We start from the raw sequence: 16306 nt of genomic DNA on the forward strand, positions 1-16306 counted from the left end.
ACTAATCCTATGTCCCGGTCAGCGGGGCTTGACCACGCAGATATCAGCCGCAATCATCGGATCTCTCGGCAACCACGCCCTGGATGAGAGCGGATGGTCATGAGAGTTCGAGCGCAACGCACCGCCTGGCTCGCCGTGGTCCTCGCCCTGCTGGCGGGGCTGCTCACCACGACGACGGCGAACGCGGAGGTGCACCACCCCCGCCAGAAATGGCTGCGCGAGGCGACCGCGGGACTCTTCCTGCACTGGGGCATGTTCACCGCGCCGCGCCACACCGACTGCGCGGCCTGGGAACGCGCCGTCACCGACGGCGGCTGGAGCGCCGACTACTGGGTGGACGAGGCGCGCAAGCTCGGCGCCTCCTACATCGTGCTCGCCACCTTCCACAGCAGGCTGGGTTACGCGCGGCCGTGGCCGTCGAAGGTCCCGGGAAGCTGTGCCACCCAACGCGATCTGCTCGGTGAACTCGTCAAGGCGGGCAACGCCAAGGGGGTCCGAACGATCCTCTACATGACCGACGATCCCCAGTGGCACAAGGAAACCGGCGTCGAGTCGCTGGATTCCGCCGCGTACTCCGCCTACAAGGGCAAGCAGGTCGACCTGACCACGCGGCCCGGTTTCGGCGAATACTCCTACGACCTCTTCCACGAGGTCATGGACCGCTACTCGGATCTCGCGGGGTTCTGGATCGACAACGACAACGAGTACTGGGAAAAGAACAAGCTCTACGAACAGATCCGTGAGAAACGGCCGTCCTGGTTGCTGAGCAACAACAACGAGGACACGCCGATCATGGACACCGTCAGCAACGAGCAGAAGACCGGTATCACGCCGTCCTACGACTATCCGCAGGCCGCGTTCACCCCGATGCCGAGGCTCACCGAAGCCGACTACAAACTGCCCACCAACGGGGGCTGGTGGTACGACGGCACCGACCAGGCCGTCGACTTCCGGCTGTCCACCGGGCGCTACATCACCAACGCCGGTTCGTCGATGAAGTCGCTGATGGCCGAAACCCCCATGGTGAACGGGAAGTTCCCGCCGCAGCAAGAGGCGTACAACAACTTCATGGCGAGCTGGGTACCGCCGATCAAATCCTCGCTTCAGGGCAAGGAAGGCGGTGGGTACATGTACGGTGGGATGCAGCCTGGCTTCTGGAACGACGGCGCGCACGGCGTCATCACCGTCGAGCCCGACGCCAGGACGCAGTACCTCCACGTCGTCACCCGGCCGCGCACCGACCTGCTTCGCTTGCGCGACAACGGCTACAAGGTCACGAAGGTGTCCGATCTGCGCTCGGGCGCGCCACTGCGGTTCAGTCAGTCCGGCGGTTACCTGACCATTGTGGACATCAAGGGCTGGGACATCTACGACACCGTGTTCAAGGTGGAAACGGCCGGCCAGCAGTACTTCCACGACTCCCGCACGATCAAGGCCACCGCTTCGTCGTCGCGGGCGGGCCATCCGGCGTCGAATCTCGTCGACGGGAACTTCGAGAACTACTGGGACGCCGACGGCAAGCAGCCGGTCTCGCTGACCTTGGATCTCGGCAAGCGGCGGACGGCGACCTACCTCGCGGTGAACCAGCGTGAAATGTCGCCGACGCACGCGCGCGAATCCTTCGGCAGGCCGGAGGACTCGTCCCGGATCCAGGACTACCGCGTCTACGTCAGCGACGACGGCAGGAACTGGGGCAAGCCGGTCCGCACCGGGGCGATGCCGAGTGCCCGCGGAGTGCAGTTCGTCGAACTCGGCGAGCAGCACACCCGCTTCGTCAAACTCGAGGTACTCAACACCTGGTCCGGGCCGCAGGCGAAGCCGTTCTACCGGCAGCTGGCGATCGATGAGATCAAGGTGGCGTACGGCTATCCGAGTTCCTTCCCCGGTACCCAGGTGCCGCTTGAGGCCGAGTCCTTCCGCAATGACCACGACGGCCGCGCCCATCTCGGCCGGTGCGCGTCCTGCTCCGGATCGTTCCAGGTCACCGGGCTCGGCGGCGGCCCACGCAACGCGGTCTCCTTCCCGGAGGTGACGGTCGCGGAAGCCGGGACCTACCGGCTTCAGCTCGACACCACGAGCGGATCCGCGACGTCGGTGTCGGTGAGCGTCAACGGCGGAGCCCCCGTCGAGACCGCGATCGACGCGAACACTCCAGGGATCGTGGCCTCGACCGCGATGCCGGTCCCGCTAAAGGCGGGCGCCAATACCGTCAAGGTGTTCAGCGGCGCCGCCACGGGACCGGGGCTCGACCGGATCGCGGTCGCTCCCCTGCCGCCCGAGTCGTACACGCCGAAGACGACCCTGACCGTCGAACCCGGTGGCGTCCAATGGCTTTCCCCGGGGCGCCAGTCCATGAAGGTGACCGCGAAGCTGCGGCTCGACGCCGATGACGCCATCGGCCGGGTCACCATGGCGCCGGTGGTCCCGGCGGGCTGGACCCTGCGGGGTGCCCCGGCCACGGCGGCGTCGATGCGCGTCGGGCAGGAACTCGAAGCCTCATGGACCCTCGACTCCCCAGAAGGCGTCACCACGGCCGACATCCCGGTCACCGCGACCTTCGACCTGCTCGGGCGGGCGAAAGCGGTGAGCAAGCCGGTGCGGGTGAGTCCACGGCCGTCCGACCGGGTCTTCATGCGGGAGGCCGAAGACTCGGCGAACGACGTCGGCAGCGCGGGCGTCACGAACTGCGGGGTGTGCTCGGGCGGTCAGAAGGTGCGCAACATCGGCGGCGATCCGAGCGCGTTCGTGCTGTTCGAGAACGTCACCGTGGCCGAGGCGAGGCGTTACACCCTGTACATCGACTTCACCGTCAACGGACCGCGCTCGTACTTCGTCACGGTCAACGGCGGCACACCGGTCGAGGTCAAGGTCGACGGCGCGGGCAACAACACCCAGTACACGACCTCGGTCCCGGTCGAGCTGCGCGCCGGGGCGAACACGATCAAGCTCCACAACGACCACGCGTCCGCCCCGGATCTCGATCGGCTGTCACTGGGGTGAGGTACCTGCTTGACCCTCTCCCCGGGAGAGGGTCAAGGCTGGTCCCATGATCCTCGACGATGTGAAGACGACAGGCGGCGAGCACTGCGAGACCAGCACTCTCGACGTCCTCCTGCGCCATGCCGGGGTCGAGCTGTCCGAGCCGATGCTGTTCGGACTCGGGGAAGGGCTGGGCTTCATCTACTGGGACGGGAAGAACCTGCCGTTCCCTTTTCTCGGCGGGCGCCGCAAACCCGCCGAGATCACCCGGAAGCTGGCCGACCGCCTCGGGCTGACCTTGCGGGTCAAGGAAACGACGTCGGCGCGCACGGCGTGGCGGAACGCGGCCGAGCAGATCGACGCGGGTGTCCCTGTCGGCCTGCAGCTCGACTCGTACCACCTGGAGTACTTCACGTCGAAGGTCCACTTCGGAGGGCACTTCGTCGCCCTGTACGGCTACGACGACGAGCGCGCGTACCTCGTCGACACGGCTCAGCAGGGTGGTTCCGTATCGACGTCACTGGGGAGCCTGGCACGCGCCCGCGCGGAGAAGGGCCCGATGACCGCGAAGAACCGTTCATTCACCCTTGCCGCGGACGCGACTCCCGTTCCGCTCGCCGACGCCGTTCGCTCGGCCGTACGGGCCAACGCGGCGGAGTTCCTCAATCCGCCCATCGCCAACCTCGGCCACCGCGGGATCGGCAAAGCCGCCGTCCAGGTACGGAAATGGCTCGACCGCAGCAGCGATCCCGCTCGCGACCTGCCGCAGGCCGCCGTCCTGATGGAACAAGCGGGGACCGGCGGCGCGCTCTTCCGCCGGATCTACCGCGACTTCCTGGAGGAGAGCGCGACCCTCGTCGACGACGCCGGTCTCCGTACCGCCGCCGAGAAGTACCGCCAGATCACTCCACTGTGGACCGAAGTGGCGCGCTTGTTCGAGAACGCCGGCGAAACGGGCGATGCACGGCATCTGTCCGACGCCTCCGCCGTCCTGTCCGAGCTGGCTCGACGCGAACAGGAGGCGATGACGGCGCTGGCGACGGTTCAGCCCTGTCGCTCGTAGGGGAGCTTCTCCCCCGCTTCGACCGCGAACGGCAGCCGATTTCCCGCCGGCGGCAACGGGCAGGTGGCGAAATCGGTGAACGCGCACGGCAAATTCGTGGCGCGGGTGAAGTCGAGGACGACGGATCCGTCCGCCGCGGGGGCGGCCACCGCGAGCGACCGGTTCGCCGCGTAGGTGGTGACGCCGCTCGTCGCGTCGGTGAACAGGATGTTCAGGCCCTCCTGCTTGCCGTTGAACGCGGTGAGCGTGTACTCCTCGCCGTCGTGTTCGAACCGCACGATGCCCGGGGAGACGTACACATGGCTGAGGCCTTCGACGACCGCCCCGACCGTGGTCGGCCGCGGCTCGCCGAAGGCCTCGAAGGTGCCGGTAAGCACCCATGACTCGTCGGGCTCGTACGCCGGGACACCGCGGAAGGCGTTGAGCACGGGGGCTTTCGGATCGTGCACGCGGATCAGGTACCCACCGCGGCGCGCGACCTCGATCTCGATGTCCCCGGCCACGACCCGGGTGGTCGCACCGCTGTTGACCAGTTCGAAGCGGCGGACGCCGGTGATCCGCTCGCCGTCGTGTGAGACGTCCGCGCCCTGCGGGTCGAGGTACGCCGCGTCGGCGTCCTGCCACCACAAGCCGGGCAGCCCCTCGTACGCGCGCGGCTTGTCCTCGAGCCAGTCGAGCGAGACCAGGGCGAGCCAGCCGAGCGGATCGGCGAGATCACGCTCGCGCTGGGTCTTCCAGTCCTGCCAGTCCCGGGTGAACGTGTCCAGGGTTGTGCTCATCGCCGATCCCTTCCGTGACCTCGCGTCTTCTCACGGGTCAACGGCGCGGCGGCGGCGATATTTCCCGTCCCGGAATGTGGGCGGCGCTCAGGCCCGGTAGTCCGCGGTGGTGCCTTCCTCCGCGGAGACCAGTTCGGTGATGGGCGCGAAGAACGCCTTGATCCCCGGCAGGTTGGCGCCCTTCTCGCGGGACGCGGCGAAGTCCTCGGACGATCGCCACCACACGACGTCGAGCCAGGTCTCGTCGTCGACCCGGATCAGCTGGGCGTCGAGGAACCCTTCCCGGTCGTCCCGGAAGTCGGCGAGCATCGCGGGGCGGGCCTGGAGCAGTTCGTCCGCGCGGTCGGCCGGGACCTTGAAGCGGGTCAGTTCCACTGTCGTCATGACGCAGATGTTAGGCGACGGACAACCTGTCCAGCGCCGACTGGCTCTTCTCGTCGGCGGCACGGTCGGTGATGGTGTGAGCACTTGGAACCACACGGTGAACGTGCCGACGGCCGACTGCTTCGCAATTAGTCGACTAACTGCTTTGGTTCTCGACTGAGCTCTCTTGAATACCGGGTGTCACCCGGTTCGCATCACCCACTAGTAGTAGTCACTGATTCCTTATCACTTAAAATTAAGAACACGTGTTCGAATTCTTTGGTATTATCGTGAGGTGTCCGAGACGATCCTTCCCGAGTTGCCGCAGGAGTTATGGCGCGCCGGCAAGCTGGAGCTTGCCCATGGCGTGCAACAGTTCCTGCAGGTGATCAGGGTCGCCACCGCCGGACTGGGGCAGTATCTGGCGGAGATCGAGTCTCGGGGCGCGAAAGACTTGTACGGGTACGGATCGACGGCCACATGGTTCGCTGACGTGGCCGGGCTTTCCTTCGGTGAAGCGCGACCTGTGGTGAATCGGGCGATCGCGCTGAATCCCACGCGTGGTTTGGATGGCAGGGAGCTTCCGGCTGTGGCGCCTGCTACCGCTGCCGCTGCTGCTGAGGGGGCGGTCGGGGACGAGCGAATCCAGCAGATTCTGGACTTCCTGGCGAGCCTGCCGCTGGATACATCGGTGGAGGACCGGGAGAGCGCGGAGAGGACCCTTGCCGATCTGGCCCGGCACGCCGGGCCCCGGCAGCTGGCCGAAGCCGAACAGAACCTACTCGGCTGGCTCGACCCCGACGGTGCCGAGCCGAAAGAGCCCGAACCGAAGCAACCGCGCCGCGAGTTGACATTGGAACGCCGCAAAGACGGGTTCTGGAAACTGAACGGCCTCCTCGACGACGAAGCCGGTGCCCGCACCGCCACCGCCCTCGAGGCCCACGCTGCGCCGCGCCCGGTCGACGAGTTCGGCCAAGCCGATCTGCGGACGAAACCCGAGCGCCTGGGTGATGCGTGGGTGGACCTGGTCGACCTGGCGATCGCCTGCCCCGACCAGCCCGGCACCTCCGGCTACCGGACGCTGGTGCACGTCACCATCGGCCTCGACGAGCTGAAGACCGGTCTTGGGACCGCCTGTGTGGACTACGTCGGGACAATGACCGCTCGCGAGGCTCGGATGGCGGCCTGCGACTGCCTGCTGCTGCCGGTCGTTCTCAACGCGGCTGGTGAGCCGCTGGATGTGGGGCGTCTGAGACGGTTCGTCACTCCCGGTCAGCGACGGGCGTTGAACATCCGCGACGGGGGCTGCGCGTTCCCGGGCTGTCATCGGCCGCCGAAGAACTGCCACGCCCACCACATTCACCACTGGGCAGACGGCGGACCGACCGACCTGCGGAATCTCACGCTGCTGTGCGGTTTCCACCACCGGCTGATCCACCACGGCGACTGGGAAGTCCGCATGGCAGCCGACGGGCTACCCGAGTTCATCCCGCCCCAGTATCTGGACCCGCTACGGCGAACCCGGCGCAACATCCTGCACCGCGCCGCCGCCTGATCCCTACGCCACCCGAGGAGCCCGCGCCAGCCACACCGGCGACGGGCCCCTCGGCATGCCCACAGACAGACGACCCACCGGAGATGCCCGAGGCACAGACGACTCGTCACCAACAACGAGCCCTGAGCATCCGCGACTGGGAAGTCCGCATGGCCGCAGACGGGTTACCGGAGTTCATCCGGCCCCAATACCTCGACCTGCTACGACAAGCCCGGCGCACCACCCTCGGCCGCACCCCCGAACCGCGTTTAGCCGGCTAAACGCGCCCACACACAAGACCCACCAAGACCGCCGCACGGCGAGCCGGCCGAACCGTCACAACAGACCGGTGAAGAAAGGAGACCACCGATTGCGCCATCCGGGCGTATTCCCCGGAAAGCCCTCGATCCTCCCCCAGATCCCGGAGCAGGATCGTCCGTTCCGGACTTGGGAGGGGACGGAACACATCATGGGAAGACCCGATCAACCACGCGACGATAAAGGCCGCTGGACAAGCCGAAACAGCCTCGCGGCGGCGGCCACCGCGGGAGTGGTCGCCGTGGTCGGGGTCGGCGTCGGCGCAGGTGGAGGCGGTGCCGCCACCCTCGACTCAGCCGCGAGTCAAGCCTTGAAAGGCAAGACATCCGGTAAGAGCGCCGGTAAGAATTCCGCGAAGAAGGGCCGTCATGCCGAGGCATGGCAGCGTCTGGGCTGGCGGCAGCTCAAGAAAACCGCGAAACAGGAACTGAAATGCGGACCGCATTCCTTCGGCGAGGTCCAGAAGTTCTTCCTGCGTCATCCCTGCGCCGATCTCGATCGCATGTTCGTCACCGTCGACGACGGCTCCGGGAACACCATCGCGGTATCCATCGCGTGGGTGAAGATGCCGAAGGCGAGCGAGGCAAGCGACCTGAAGCGGCTCATCGACAGGGACGGCACCGGCAACGTCGCGCTCTACGGCGAGACGCACCACGGAAGCCGCTTCACCGGCGAAAACTACGACTCCCGTCTGCGGCAGAGGCTGGTCGTGATCGCCGAGTCCGCTCCCCAGGCCGGACGGCCGAGCGAAGCGACCCTGGAGACGGCGGTCGAACTCGCCGTCGAGTTCCCCTCGCCTTGACGGCGCGATGACACAATCACCCGCGTGCCTGCGATCACCGACGAAGCCCGTTGCCCGTGCGGCCTTGGCGAGCCCTACGGCGCTTGCTGCGGCCGCTTCCACCGGGGAACCGCGACCGCGCCGACCGCCGAACTCCTGATGCGGTCGCGGTTCAGCGCGTTCGCCGTCGGCGACACGGTGTACCTCACGAAGACCTGGGACCCGGAGACCAGGCCCGCGGACCTCGAACTCGACCCGGACCAGCGCTGGACGTTCCTGGAGATCCTCGGCAAGACCGGCGGCGGACTGCTGGAGAACGAGGGCACCGTGGAGTTCCGGGCCCACTACCGGCAAGGTCGCCGGGCCGACAGCATGCACGAGAACAGCCGCTTCGCCCGCGTGGACGGGCAGTGGATCTACGTGGCGCCCGTCGGCTGACCCGCTCGCCGCTGACAAACCCGCAGCAAGGGTCTGTTCCCCACGTGGCGAGGCGGCTACTATCTCCCCACATTGTTAGGGAACTTTCTTAACGATTTCCACCCCAGGTCCGCCGCCGTGTGCCCGAGGAGGCGCGCTCGTGAGTTTTCGGCAGAAGAGAACCCGGATCCCGTTACTGGCCATGACCGTCACCGCGCTGGCCGCCGCGGTCTGCGGGGTGACCACCGCTCCCGCCGCCACCGGCGCGGAAGTGGCCGTGCCGCTGTCCGTCGGCGCCGCCGCGGGTAACGCCACCCCGATCCCCGGTTACGTGATCCAGTCCTCGGCGCAGGTCAGCGACGATTCGGCGGTGTCGAAGCCGGGCTTCCCCACCTCCGGCTGGTACCCCGTTTCGTCGCGGTCGACGGTCTACGCCGGGTTGCTGCAGAACGGCAAGTACGCCGACCCGTTCTATTCGACGAACATGCAGAACGTCCCGGCGGCGCAGTTCTCCGTGCCGTGGTGGTACCGCACCGACCTGAACGTCGACGACACCTCGTCGCGCACCTACCTCGACTTCAGCGGCGTGCTCTCGAAGGCCGACGTCTGGGTCAACGGCACCAAGGTCGCGACGAAGGACCAGGTCAACGGCGCCTACACCCGTCATGACCTGGACATCACCGCGCACGTGCGCGCGGGTGTCAACAGCGTCGCCTTCAAGGTCTATCCCAACGATCCCAACAAGGATCTCTCGATGGGCTGGATCGACTGGGCGCAGACCCCGCCGGACCAGAACATGGGCATCGTCCGTGACGTCCTGGTCCGGCGCAGCGGAGCGGTCGCCCTGCGCAGCGCCCACGTGATCCAAAAGCTGAACTCCGCGCTCGACCACGCCGACCTCACGGTGAAGGCCGACGTCCGCAACGACTCGGCGAACGCGGTGCAGACCACCGTGGCCGGCACGGTCGCGGGCAAGCCGGTCAGCCAGACCGTCTCGCTGGCGGCCAAGGAGCGCAAGACCGTCACCTTCCCGGTGGTCGGCCTGGACCGCCCGAACGTCTGGTGGCCGGCCGGCATGGGCGGCCAGCACCGGTACGACCTCGACCTGACCGCGAGTGTCGGCGGCACGCCGTCCGACTCCGCGAAGTCGAAGTTCGGTGTCCGCGACGTCAAGGCGACGCTGAACTCCAGCGGCGGACGGCAGTACAGCGTCAACGGCAAACCGCTGCTGATCAGGGGCGGCGGCTACACGCCGGATCTGTTCCTGCGCTGGAACGAGACCGCGGCCGCCGACAAGCTCAAGTACGTGCTGAACCTCGGGCTCAACACGGTCCGGCTGGAAGGCCACATCGAACCGGACGAGTTCTTCGACATCGCCGACGACCTCGGCGTGCTCACGATGCCCGGCTGGGAATGCTGCGACAAATGGGAAGGCCAGGTCAACGGCGAGGAGAAGGGTGAGCCGTGGGTCGAGTCGGACTACCCGGTCGCCAAGGCGTCGATGTTCTCCGAGGCCGAGCGCCTGCGTGACCACCCGAGCGTCATCTCCTTCCACATCGGCTCCGACTTCGCGCCGGACAGGCGGATCGAGCAGGGCTACCTCGACGCGATGAAGGCCGCCGACTTCCTGCTCCCGGTGATCCCGGCGGCTTCGGCGAGGCCGTCCCCGATCACCGGCGCGTCCGGGATGAAGATGAACGGCCCGTACGACTACGTGCCGCCGGTGTACTGGTACGACAAGTCGCAAAAGGACCGTGGCGGGGCGTGGAGCTTCAACTCCGAGACCAGCGCGGGCGTCGACATCCCGACGATGGACACCCTGAAGCGGATGATGTCGGCGAGCGAACTGGACACGATGTGGAAGAACCCGTCGGCCAAGCAGTACCACCGCTCGTCTTCCGACACCTTCGGGAACCTGAAGCTGTTCGGTGACGCGCTCACCAGGCGCTATGGCGCGTCGGCGAACCTGAACGACTTCGTGCGCAAGGCGCAGCTCTCGCAGTACGAGAACGTCCGCGCGGAATTCGAGTCGCACTCACGCAACTACACCGACTCGACCAACCCGTCGACCGGGTTGATCTACTGGATGCTCAACAGCCCGTGGACTTCGCTGCACTGGCAGCTGTTCGACGCCTACATGGACCAGAACGGCGCCTACTACGGCGCGAAGAAGGCCAATGAGCCGCTGCACATCCAGTACTCGCACGACAACCGCTCGGTCGTGGTGATCAACCAGACGTCGAACGCGGTGAGCGGGCTGACGGCGACCACGAAGCTGTACAACCTCGACGGCACGGAGAAGTACAGCAACACCAAGACCGGGCTTTCGGTCGGCGCGCTGGGCGCCAAGGCCACCGCGGTCACCGTCCCGGCGGTGAGCGGGCTGTCGACGACCTACCTGGCGAAGCTGGTGCTCACCGATTCGTCCGGCAAGGAGGTCAGCCGGAACGTGTACTGGCTCTCCACCAAGGCGGACACGCTCAACTGGGGCGGCAGCGACTGGTACTACACCCCCCAGTCGGCCTTCGCCGATCTGTCCGGGCTGAACAACCTCGGCCAGTCGGCCGTCGGCGCGACGGCGAACTCGGTCGCCGGAGCCGACGGCACCACCACCACGACCGTGACGCTGAAGAACACCTCCGGCGGCAAGCTCCCGGCGTTCTACGTCGACTCGAAGGTGGTGGATTCCGCGGGCAAGCCGGTGCTCCCGGTGGAATGGAACGACAACGCGGTGAGCCTGTGGCCGGGTGAAACGACCACGCTGACCGCGAAGTACCGCACCGCCGACCTCAAGGGATCCAAGCCGTCGGTGCGGATCTCGGGCTGGAACACCGGCACGCAGACCGTTCCGGCCGACGGTTCCGGCCCCGGCCCGAGCGACCCGGTCGACTACCAGGCCGAGGACGCCACGATCGTCCAGGGCGCGGTGGAGTCCAACCACGCCGGCTACACCGGGACCGGGTTCGTCAACTACGACAACGTGGCGGGCAGCTCGGTCGAGTGGACGGTCACCGTGCCGTCGGCGGGCACCTACGACGTCGTCGTCCGGTACGCCAACGGGACGACGACGAGCCGTCCGCTGGACTTCTCCGTCAACGGCTCGATCAGCGCGTCGGGTGTCGCCTTCGGCAGCACCGGTACCTGGCCGGCCTGGACGACGAAAACCGTCCGGGTGACGCTGGCGGCGGGGGTGAACAAGATCAAGGCGGTCGCCACCACGGCGAACGGCGGCCCCAACGTCGACAAGATCACCCTCTAGCCAGGGGAGTCGCCTGAAAGGCCCCTTCGCCGCCCGGCGAAGGGGCCTTTCGGCGTCCCAGCGTGGGTTACGCTGACCGGGTGACCGGCAAACCCGACCCGCGCCTGCGCGACCTCGCCATGCTCCGGCGCGTCCGCGACCGGATCGACCGTGACTACGCGCAGCCGCTGGACGTCGAGGCGCTGGCGCGCGGGGTGCACGTCTCGGCCGGGCACCTGAGCCGCGAGTTCCGGGCCGCGTACGGCGAATCGCCCTACAGCTACCTGATGACCCGCCGGATCGAGCGGGCCATGATGCTGCTGCGGCGCGGGGACATGTCGGTCACCGAGGTCTGCTTCGACGTCGGCTTCTCGTCACTGGGCACCTTCAGCACCCGGTTCTCCGAGCTGGTCGGCGTCTCGCCGAGCGTGTACCGCAAACAGGCGGCGGAGGACGGCCGGGGCATGCCCGGCTGCGTCGTCAAACAGGTCATGCGGCCGATCAGGAATCGAGAAGCGGCGCCTCCGCGCGCCGACCTACCTTGAGTCGTATGACCCTCTCGATTCACGCGCCCTTCCTCCCCGCCGACGATCTCGAGGCTTCCCTTTCCTTCTATCGCGACATCCTGGGCTTCGAGGTACGTGAGGAAGGCCCGAACGGGATCACCGTCGAGCCACCGGGAGGGCAGGGGACGACGATCGTCCTGCGTCCCCCGGCCGCCGATCCGCGGCTCACCGGCGAAGAACGCGCCACGATCGCCGAGCTGATGGCCAAGGGCTGTTACGCGACCATCCTGCTCGCCACCCGGGACCTGATCGCGACGTTCGACCGGATCCAGGCGACCGGCGCGGACGTCGTCCAGGAGCCGCTCACCCATCCCCACGGCGTCCGCGACTGCGCTTTCCGCGACCCCGCCGGCAACCTGGTGCGGATCGAACAGCGGTAGCCCGGCCTCGGTGCGCGCGCACCGGGGCACTCAGGTGATGATGAGCGGCGTGGAGATCGCGGTAGAACTCGTGGCATTGGTGGTGGCCGTCCTCCTGGTCACCGCCGCGGCGCGGAAACTCGACTGGTCGGCGCCCCTGTGCCTGATCGCGGTCGGGGTCGTCGCCTCGTACGTCCCCGGTATCCCGGACTACGAACTGGACCCGGAGGTCGTACTGCTGGGGCTGCTGCCCCCGTTGCTGTACGCGACCGCGATCCGCACGTCGCTGATCGACTTCCGCCGTAACCGCGGGCCGATCCTGCTGCTGTCGGTGGGACTCGTCATCTTCACCACGGCCGCGGTCGGTGTCGTGGCGTGGCTGGTGATCCCCGGTCTGCCGCTCGCCGCCGGGCTCGCGATCGGCGCGGTGGTCGCCCCGCCCGACGCGGTCGCGGCCACCGCGGTCGCCCGCAAGGTCGGGATGCCGCGCAAGCTGACCAGGCTGTTGGAGGGCGAAAGCCTCTTCAACGACGCGGCCGCGCTGGTCGCGTTGCGGACCGCCATCGCGGCCATCGCCGGTTCGGTCAGCCTGCTGCAGGTGGGCGGGGATTTCCTGCTCGCCGCGGGCGGTGGGCTGGTGATCGGGTTCGCCGTCGGCGCGATCGCCGCGATGATCCGCACCCGGCTCCAGGACCCGGTCACCGACACCGCCCTCTCGCTGGTGGTCCCGTTCATCGCCTACATCGCCGCCGAGGCGATCCACGGTTCCGGGGTGATCGCCGTGGTCGTCGCGGGGCTGATCCTCGGGCACAAGGCGCCCAGCATGCTTTCCGGCCGGTCCCGGCTCGCGAGCAGGCTGAACTGGCAGACCATCCAGTTCCTGCTGGAGAACATCGTCTTCCTGCTGATCGGGCTGCAGGTCCGCCGGATCATGACCGAGGTCGGCGACAGCGGCCTGAGCGCGCTCCAGCTCGTCGTGATCTGCCTCGCCACGCTCGCCGCGACCATCGTCACCCGCATCGTCTGGATGGCGGGGATCGGGCTCGCCCGGCGGCTGTTCCGCCGCCACGCCTGGCCGTGGCGGTATTCGGCCGTGATCGCCTGGGCGGGCATGCGCGGGGTCGTCACGCTCGCGGCGGCGTTCGTGCTGCCCGCGGACACCCCGCAGCGGGCCGTGCTGGTCCTGGTCGCGTTCGTCGTCGTGGCGGGAACACTGCTGCTGCACGGGACGACGCTGCCGGTGCTGGTGCGCCGCCTGAAACTGCCCCCGCCCGATCCCGGCGAGGACGCGCTGCAGGAGGCGGCCGTGCTCCACGACATGACGCGGGCCGCGCTTGACGAGCTGGAGAAGGTCCGGACCCCCGAAGACCCGGACGACATCGTCGAGCGCCTGCGCAGCCGGCTGCAGCACCGGTCCGATTCGGCGTGGGAAGAGCTCGGCAGGCAGAGCGCGCTCACCGAGACGCCGAGCGACGCCTACCGGCGCCTGCGGCTGAAACTGCTCGAAGTCGAACGCGCGAAGTTCCTGGAGGCGCGCGACTCCGGGATGGCCGATGATGATGTCCTGCGCCGGATCCTCGAACGCCTGGACATCGAGGAATCCATGCTGGACAGGGAGGAGGAGACCGTGCCGGACTCCGATCGCGAACTGCGCACGCCCGCCGCGACGGCGGGATCCTGCAAGCATCTGGCCAAGAGCTGGCCGGAGGTCCAGCCCGACGCGGCCGACGTGTGCGCCGAATGCGTCGCGAACGGGACCACCTGGGTCCACCTGCGCAAATGCCTCAAATGCGGGAACGTCGCCTGCTGCGATTCGTCGCCGTCCAAGCACGCGACGCAGCACTTCCATGACACCCTGCACCCGGTGATGCGCAGTCAGGAGCCCGGCGAGACCTGGCGTTGGTGCTTCGTCGACAAACAGCTGGGCTGACTCGGTATCGTCCGGGCATGAGCACCCCTGAGCAGGAGATCGAATACCGTCAGCACCGGTTCTCCCCGCCGCCCGGCGCGACCGAGATCTTCCTCGTCCGCCACGGTGAATCGGCTCCGGCCAAGGCCAGTACGCCGTTCGACATGGTCGACGGCCAGGCCGACCCCGACCTCGCGCCGGAAGGCCGGGAGCACGCCGAACGCGTCGGTGGCCGCCTGGCGGACGAACGGATCTCCGCGCTGTACGTGACGACGCTGCGGAGGACCTCGCAGACCGCGGCACCGCTCGCCGCGAAGCTCGGGCTCAAGCCGGAACTCGAAGCCGACCTGAGGGAGATCCACCTCGGCGACTGGGAGGGCGGGCTCTTCCGCCGCTACACCCACGAAGGCCACCCGATCGTCGAGAAGCTGTGGCGGGAACAGCGCTGGGACGTCATCCCGGGCGCGGAGCCGATGGAAGACTTCAGCGGCCGGATCAAGGCGGCGATCGGCAGGCTCGCCGCGGCCAACCCGGACCGGCGGATCGCCGTGTTCACCCACGGCGGCGTGATCGGCGAGGTGTTCGCGCAGGCCAGTGCCGCGAAGAACCGGTTCGCGTTCCTCGGCGCGGACAACGGCTCGATCTCACATCTGGTGGTGTCGGGCGACGAGTGGATGGTGCGGCGGTTCAACGACACGTCGCATCTTCAGTCGCCTTTCGGCTGATCCGCCCGGCCGCGACCAGGTGCACGGCGACCAGGACCGCGACGGCCTCCGCGGCCAGCAATCCGATGAGCACGAGCACCTGGGTCACCCCGGCCTGCAGCGGCCCGGCGCCACCGAGGAGGACACCGACGTAGGCGCCGGGCAGGGTCACCAGGCCGACGGTGCGGGTCTGGTCGAGTGCGGGGATCAGGGCCTGTCCCGCCGAGGGTCGGCAGATCTCCAGTGCGGCCGGGCGGCGCAGGAAACCCAGCGCCAGCGCGGCTTCGTACTCGCCGTGCCGGGACACGAGTTCGTCCAGGGCGCGCCGCGCGGCCTGGGAAGTCGCGGACATCGCGCCGCCGATGACGATCCCGGCGATCGGCACGATCGCGATGGGCCGCCACGGGACCACCCCGGTCGCGAGCACGAGCGCCAGCACCGGCACCACGCCGGCCGCGATGGCGAGCGCGACCCACGCCGGTTCTTTCGGCACGCCGATCCGGCGGGCCGAGGTGACCGCCGCGATCGCGAACATCAGCAGCACGAATCCGGCGGTCAGCCAGCCGGACTTCAAGATCCCGACGATCACCAGCGAAACGACGGCGAGCTGCACCACGGCGCGGGCGGCCGCGAACAGCACCGCCCTCCCCTCGCCCAGTTGCCCGAAATGCACCACGGCCGCGCCGAAGATCGCCAGCGCGACGAGAACCGCGGCGAGGACGGGGCCGAAGGCGATCGCACCATCAGTCATCCCGGTCATCCTGCCGCAGAAACGCGGTCAGGCCCTGGGGATCATCGGGATGGGTTTCAGGCCGTGCAGGTCACCGGCGCGCCCGCGGCGGGAGCGGTGTGGTCGCTGACGACCTCGCCGTCGACGACGATCCGGCACTTCAGCGCGCCGGTGCCCGACCCTTGCGCGGAGACGCTGTAGAACTCGTCGCGGCCTTCCTGGCTCTTGCGCTCGAAGGCGGTACTCCACGGCGCCGTCACTTCGGTCTTCTGCATGAGTTCCGAGCCCTGCGCGACGTAAGTGACGTTCTGCGCGCCCTTCGCGCCGGAAAGCTCGTAGACGACCGAATGCGTCACGGTGCGCACGGCGGCCGCGGCCTGTTCGACCTGGGGCGCGGGCGGGCTCTGCACCGGCCGGGACGCCTTCGGCAGTACGTAACTGGTCAAGGTGACGGCGACGGCCATCACACCCAGCACGACCACGACGGTCCCGAGCGGTTTCAGCCTGCCCGGGGCACCCGATGCCGGCGCCGATGCCGGAGGGGTCGCGGTGGGAACACCCATGGA

Annotated in this window: 14 protein-coding genes; 10 read left to right on the forward strand and 4 right to left on the reverse strand. The window is 68.1% G+C overall.

Annotated features, from left to right (window positions below; genetic code table 11):
• Nucleotides 1-93 precede the first annotated feature (93 nt).
• A complete protein-coding gene (locus tag SD37_RS25200; RefSeq protein WP_044851988.1) occupies nucleotides 94-3000 on the forward strand; it encodes an alpha-L-fucosidase in 2907 nt (968 codons plus the stop codon).
• 46 nt (nucleotides 3001-3046) lie between these two features.
• Nucleotides 3047-4042 (forward strand): BtrH N-terminal domain-containing protein, encoded by a 996-nt coding sequence (locus SD37_RS25205; protein WP_044851987.1) that lies wholly within the window; start codon nucleotides 3047-3049, stop codon nucleotides 4040-4042.
• On the opposite strand, the gene SD37_RS25210 is transcribed toward SD37_RS25205, so the two are convergent.
• Nucleotides 4024-4821 carry a DUF1684 domain-containing protein gene (locus tag SD37_RS25210; RefSeq protein WP_174567853.1) on the reverse strand — a complete coding sequence of 266 codons (798 nt, stop codon included), beginning with the start codon at nucleotides 4819-4821 and terminating at the stop codon, nucleotides 4024-4026. The two genes, SD37_RS25205 and SD37_RS25210, sit on opposite strands and share 19 nt — an antisense overlap.
• Nucleotides 4822-4908: 87 nt before the next feature.
• On the reverse strand, nucleotides 4909-5205 hold the full coding sequence (locus SD37_RS25215) for an antibiotic biosynthesis monooxygenase family protein (RefSeq protein ID WP_044851986.1): 297 nt from the start codon (nucleotides 5203-5205) through the stop codon (nucleotides 4909-4911).
• Between the two features lie 274 nt (nucleotides 5206-5479).
• Here SD37_RS25215 and SD37_RS25220 point away from each other — a divergent pair, with 274 nt between their 5' ends.
• The 8 genes from SD37_RS25220 to SD37_RS25255 all read left to right on the forward strand — a co-directional run bounded on the left by SD37_RS25220 (nucleotide 5480) and on the right by SD37_RS25255 (nucleotide 15031).
• Nucleotides 5480-6739 carry an HNH endonuclease signature motif containing protein gene (locus tag SD37_RS25220; protein ID WP_065912973.1) on the forward strand — a complete coding sequence of 420 codons (1260 nt, stop codon included), beginning with the start codon at nucleotides 5480-5482 and terminating at the stop codon, nucleotides 6737-6739.
• A 607-nt stretch (nucleotides 6740-7346) separates the two neighbouring features.
• Entirely contained in the window at nucleotides 7347-7838 is a 492-nt protein-coding gene (locus tag SD37_RS25225; RefSeq protein ID WP_236725108.1) for a hypothetical protein, read from the forward strand.
• A 24-nt stretch (nucleotides 7839-7862) separates the two neighbouring features.
• Nucleotides 7863-8255 (forward strand): YchJ family protein, encoded by a 393-nt coding sequence (locus tag SD37_RS25230; protein ID WP_145926723.1) that lies wholly within the window; start codon nucleotides 7863-7865, stop codon nucleotides 8253-8255.
• A 139-nt stretch (nucleotides 8256-8394) separates the two neighbouring features.
• Nucleotides 8395-11493 (forward strand): glycosyl hydrolase 2 galactose-binding domain-containing protein, encoded by a 3099-nt coding sequence (locus tag SD37_RS25235; RefSeq protein WP_174567854.1) that lies wholly within the window; start codon nucleotides 8395-8397, stop codon nucleotides 11491-11493.
• Nucleotides 11494-11612: 119 nt separating this feature from the next.
• Nucleotides 11613-12017 (forward strand): helix-turn-helix transcriptional regulator, encoded by a 405-nt coding sequence (locus tag SD37_RS25240; RefSeq protein ID WP_201769687.1) that lies wholly within the window; start codon nucleotides 11613-11615, stop codon nucleotides 12015-12017.
• A 5-nt stretch (nucleotides 12018-12022) separates the two neighbouring features.
• Nucleotides 12023-12418 carry a VOC family protein gene (locus tag SD37_RS25245; protein ID WP_044851095.1) on the forward strand — a complete coding sequence of 132 codons (396 nt, stop codon included), beginning with the start codon at nucleotides 12023-12025 and terminating at the stop codon, nucleotides 12416-12418.
• Between the two features lie 40 nt (nucleotides 12419-12458).
• Nucleotides 12459-14327, forward strand: a complete 1869-nt coding sequence (locus SD37_RS25250; RefSeq protein ID WP_083255313.1) for a Na+/H+ antiporter — start codon at nucleotides 12459-12461, stop codon at nucleotides 14325-14327.
• A gap of 17 nt (nucleotides 14328-14344) precedes the next feature.
• Entirely contained in the window at nucleotides 14345-15031 is a 687-nt protein-coding gene (locus SD37_RS25255; RefSeq protein WP_044851097.1) for a histidine phosphatase family protein, read from the forward strand.
• Here SD37_RS25255 and SD37_RS25260 read toward each other — a convergent pair.
• Together SD37_RS25260 and SD37_RS25265 are read right to left on the reverse strand one after the other, a co-directional pair.
• The gene (locus SD37_RS25260; RefSeq protein ID WP_044851230.1) at nucleotides 14994-15761 is read right to left on the reverse strand and encodes an ABC transporter permease; all 768 of its coding nucleotides are present in this window, start codon (nucleotides 15759-15761) and stop codon (nucleotides 14994-14996) included. The two genes, SD37_RS25255 and SD37_RS25260, sit on opposite strands and share 38 nt — an antisense overlap.
• 56 nt (nucleotides 15762-15817) lie before the next feature.
• Nucleotides 15818-16303 carry an MmpS family transport accessory protein gene (locus tag SD37_RS25265; protein WP_044851098.1) on the reverse strand — a complete coding sequence of 162 codons (486 nt, stop codon included), beginning with the start codon at nucleotides 16301-16303 and terminating at the stop codon, nucleotides 15818-15820.
• Between the last annotated feature and the right edge of the window lie 3 nt (nucleotides 16304-16306).

The sequence above is a fragment of the Amycolatopsis orientalis genome, from assembly GCF_000943515.2.
GTDB classification, from domain to species: domain Bacteria; phylum Actinomycetota; class Actinomycetes; order Mycobacteriales; family Pseudonocardiaceae; genus Amycolatopsis; species Amycolatopsis orientalis.

Excerpts from the sequence above, each read along its gene's own strand:
- SD37_RS25255 (WP_044851097.1), top strand. The coding sequence starts at position 14,345 with ATGAGCACCCCTGAGCAGGAGATCGAATACCGTCAGCACCGGTTCTCC.
- SD37_RS25210 (WP_174567853.1), bottom strand. The coding sequence starts at position 4,821 with ATGAGCACAACCCTGGACACGTTCACCCGGGACTGGCAGGACTGGAAG.
- SD37_RS25215 (WP_044851986.1), bottom strand. The coding sequence starts at position 5,205 with ATGACGACAGTGGAACTGACCCGCTTCAAGGTCCCGGCCGACCGCGCG.
- SD37_RS25260 (WP_044851230.1), bottom strand. The coding sequence starts at position 15,761 with ATGACTGATGGTGCGATCGCCTTCGGCCCCGTCCTCGCCGCGGTTCTC.
- SD37_RS25250 (WP_083255313.1), top strand. The coding sequence starts at position 12,459 with ATGAGCGGCGTGGAGATCGCGGTAGAACTCGTGGCATTGGTGGTGGCC.
- SD37_RS25205 (WP_044851987.1), top strand. The coding sequence starts at position 3,047 with ATGATCCTCGACGATGTGAAGACGACAGGCGGCGAGCACTGCGAGACC.
- SD37_RS25245 (WP_044851095.1), top strand. The coding sequence starts at position 12,023 with ATGACCCTCTCGATTCACGCGCCCTTCCTCCCCGCCGACGATCTCGAG.
- SD37_RS25265 (WP_044851098.1), bottom strand. The coding sequence starts at position 16,303 with ATGGGTGTTCCCACCGCGACCCCTCCGGCATCGGCGCCGGCATCGGGT.
- SD37_RS25200 (WP_044851988.1), top strand. The coding sequence starts at position 94 with ATGGTCATGAGAGTTCGAGCGCAACGCACCGCCTGGCTCGCCGTGGTC.
- SD37_RS25240 (WP_201769687.1), top strand. The coding sequence starts at position 11,613 with ATGCTCCGGCGCGTCCGCGACCGGATCGACCGTGACTACGCGCAGCCG.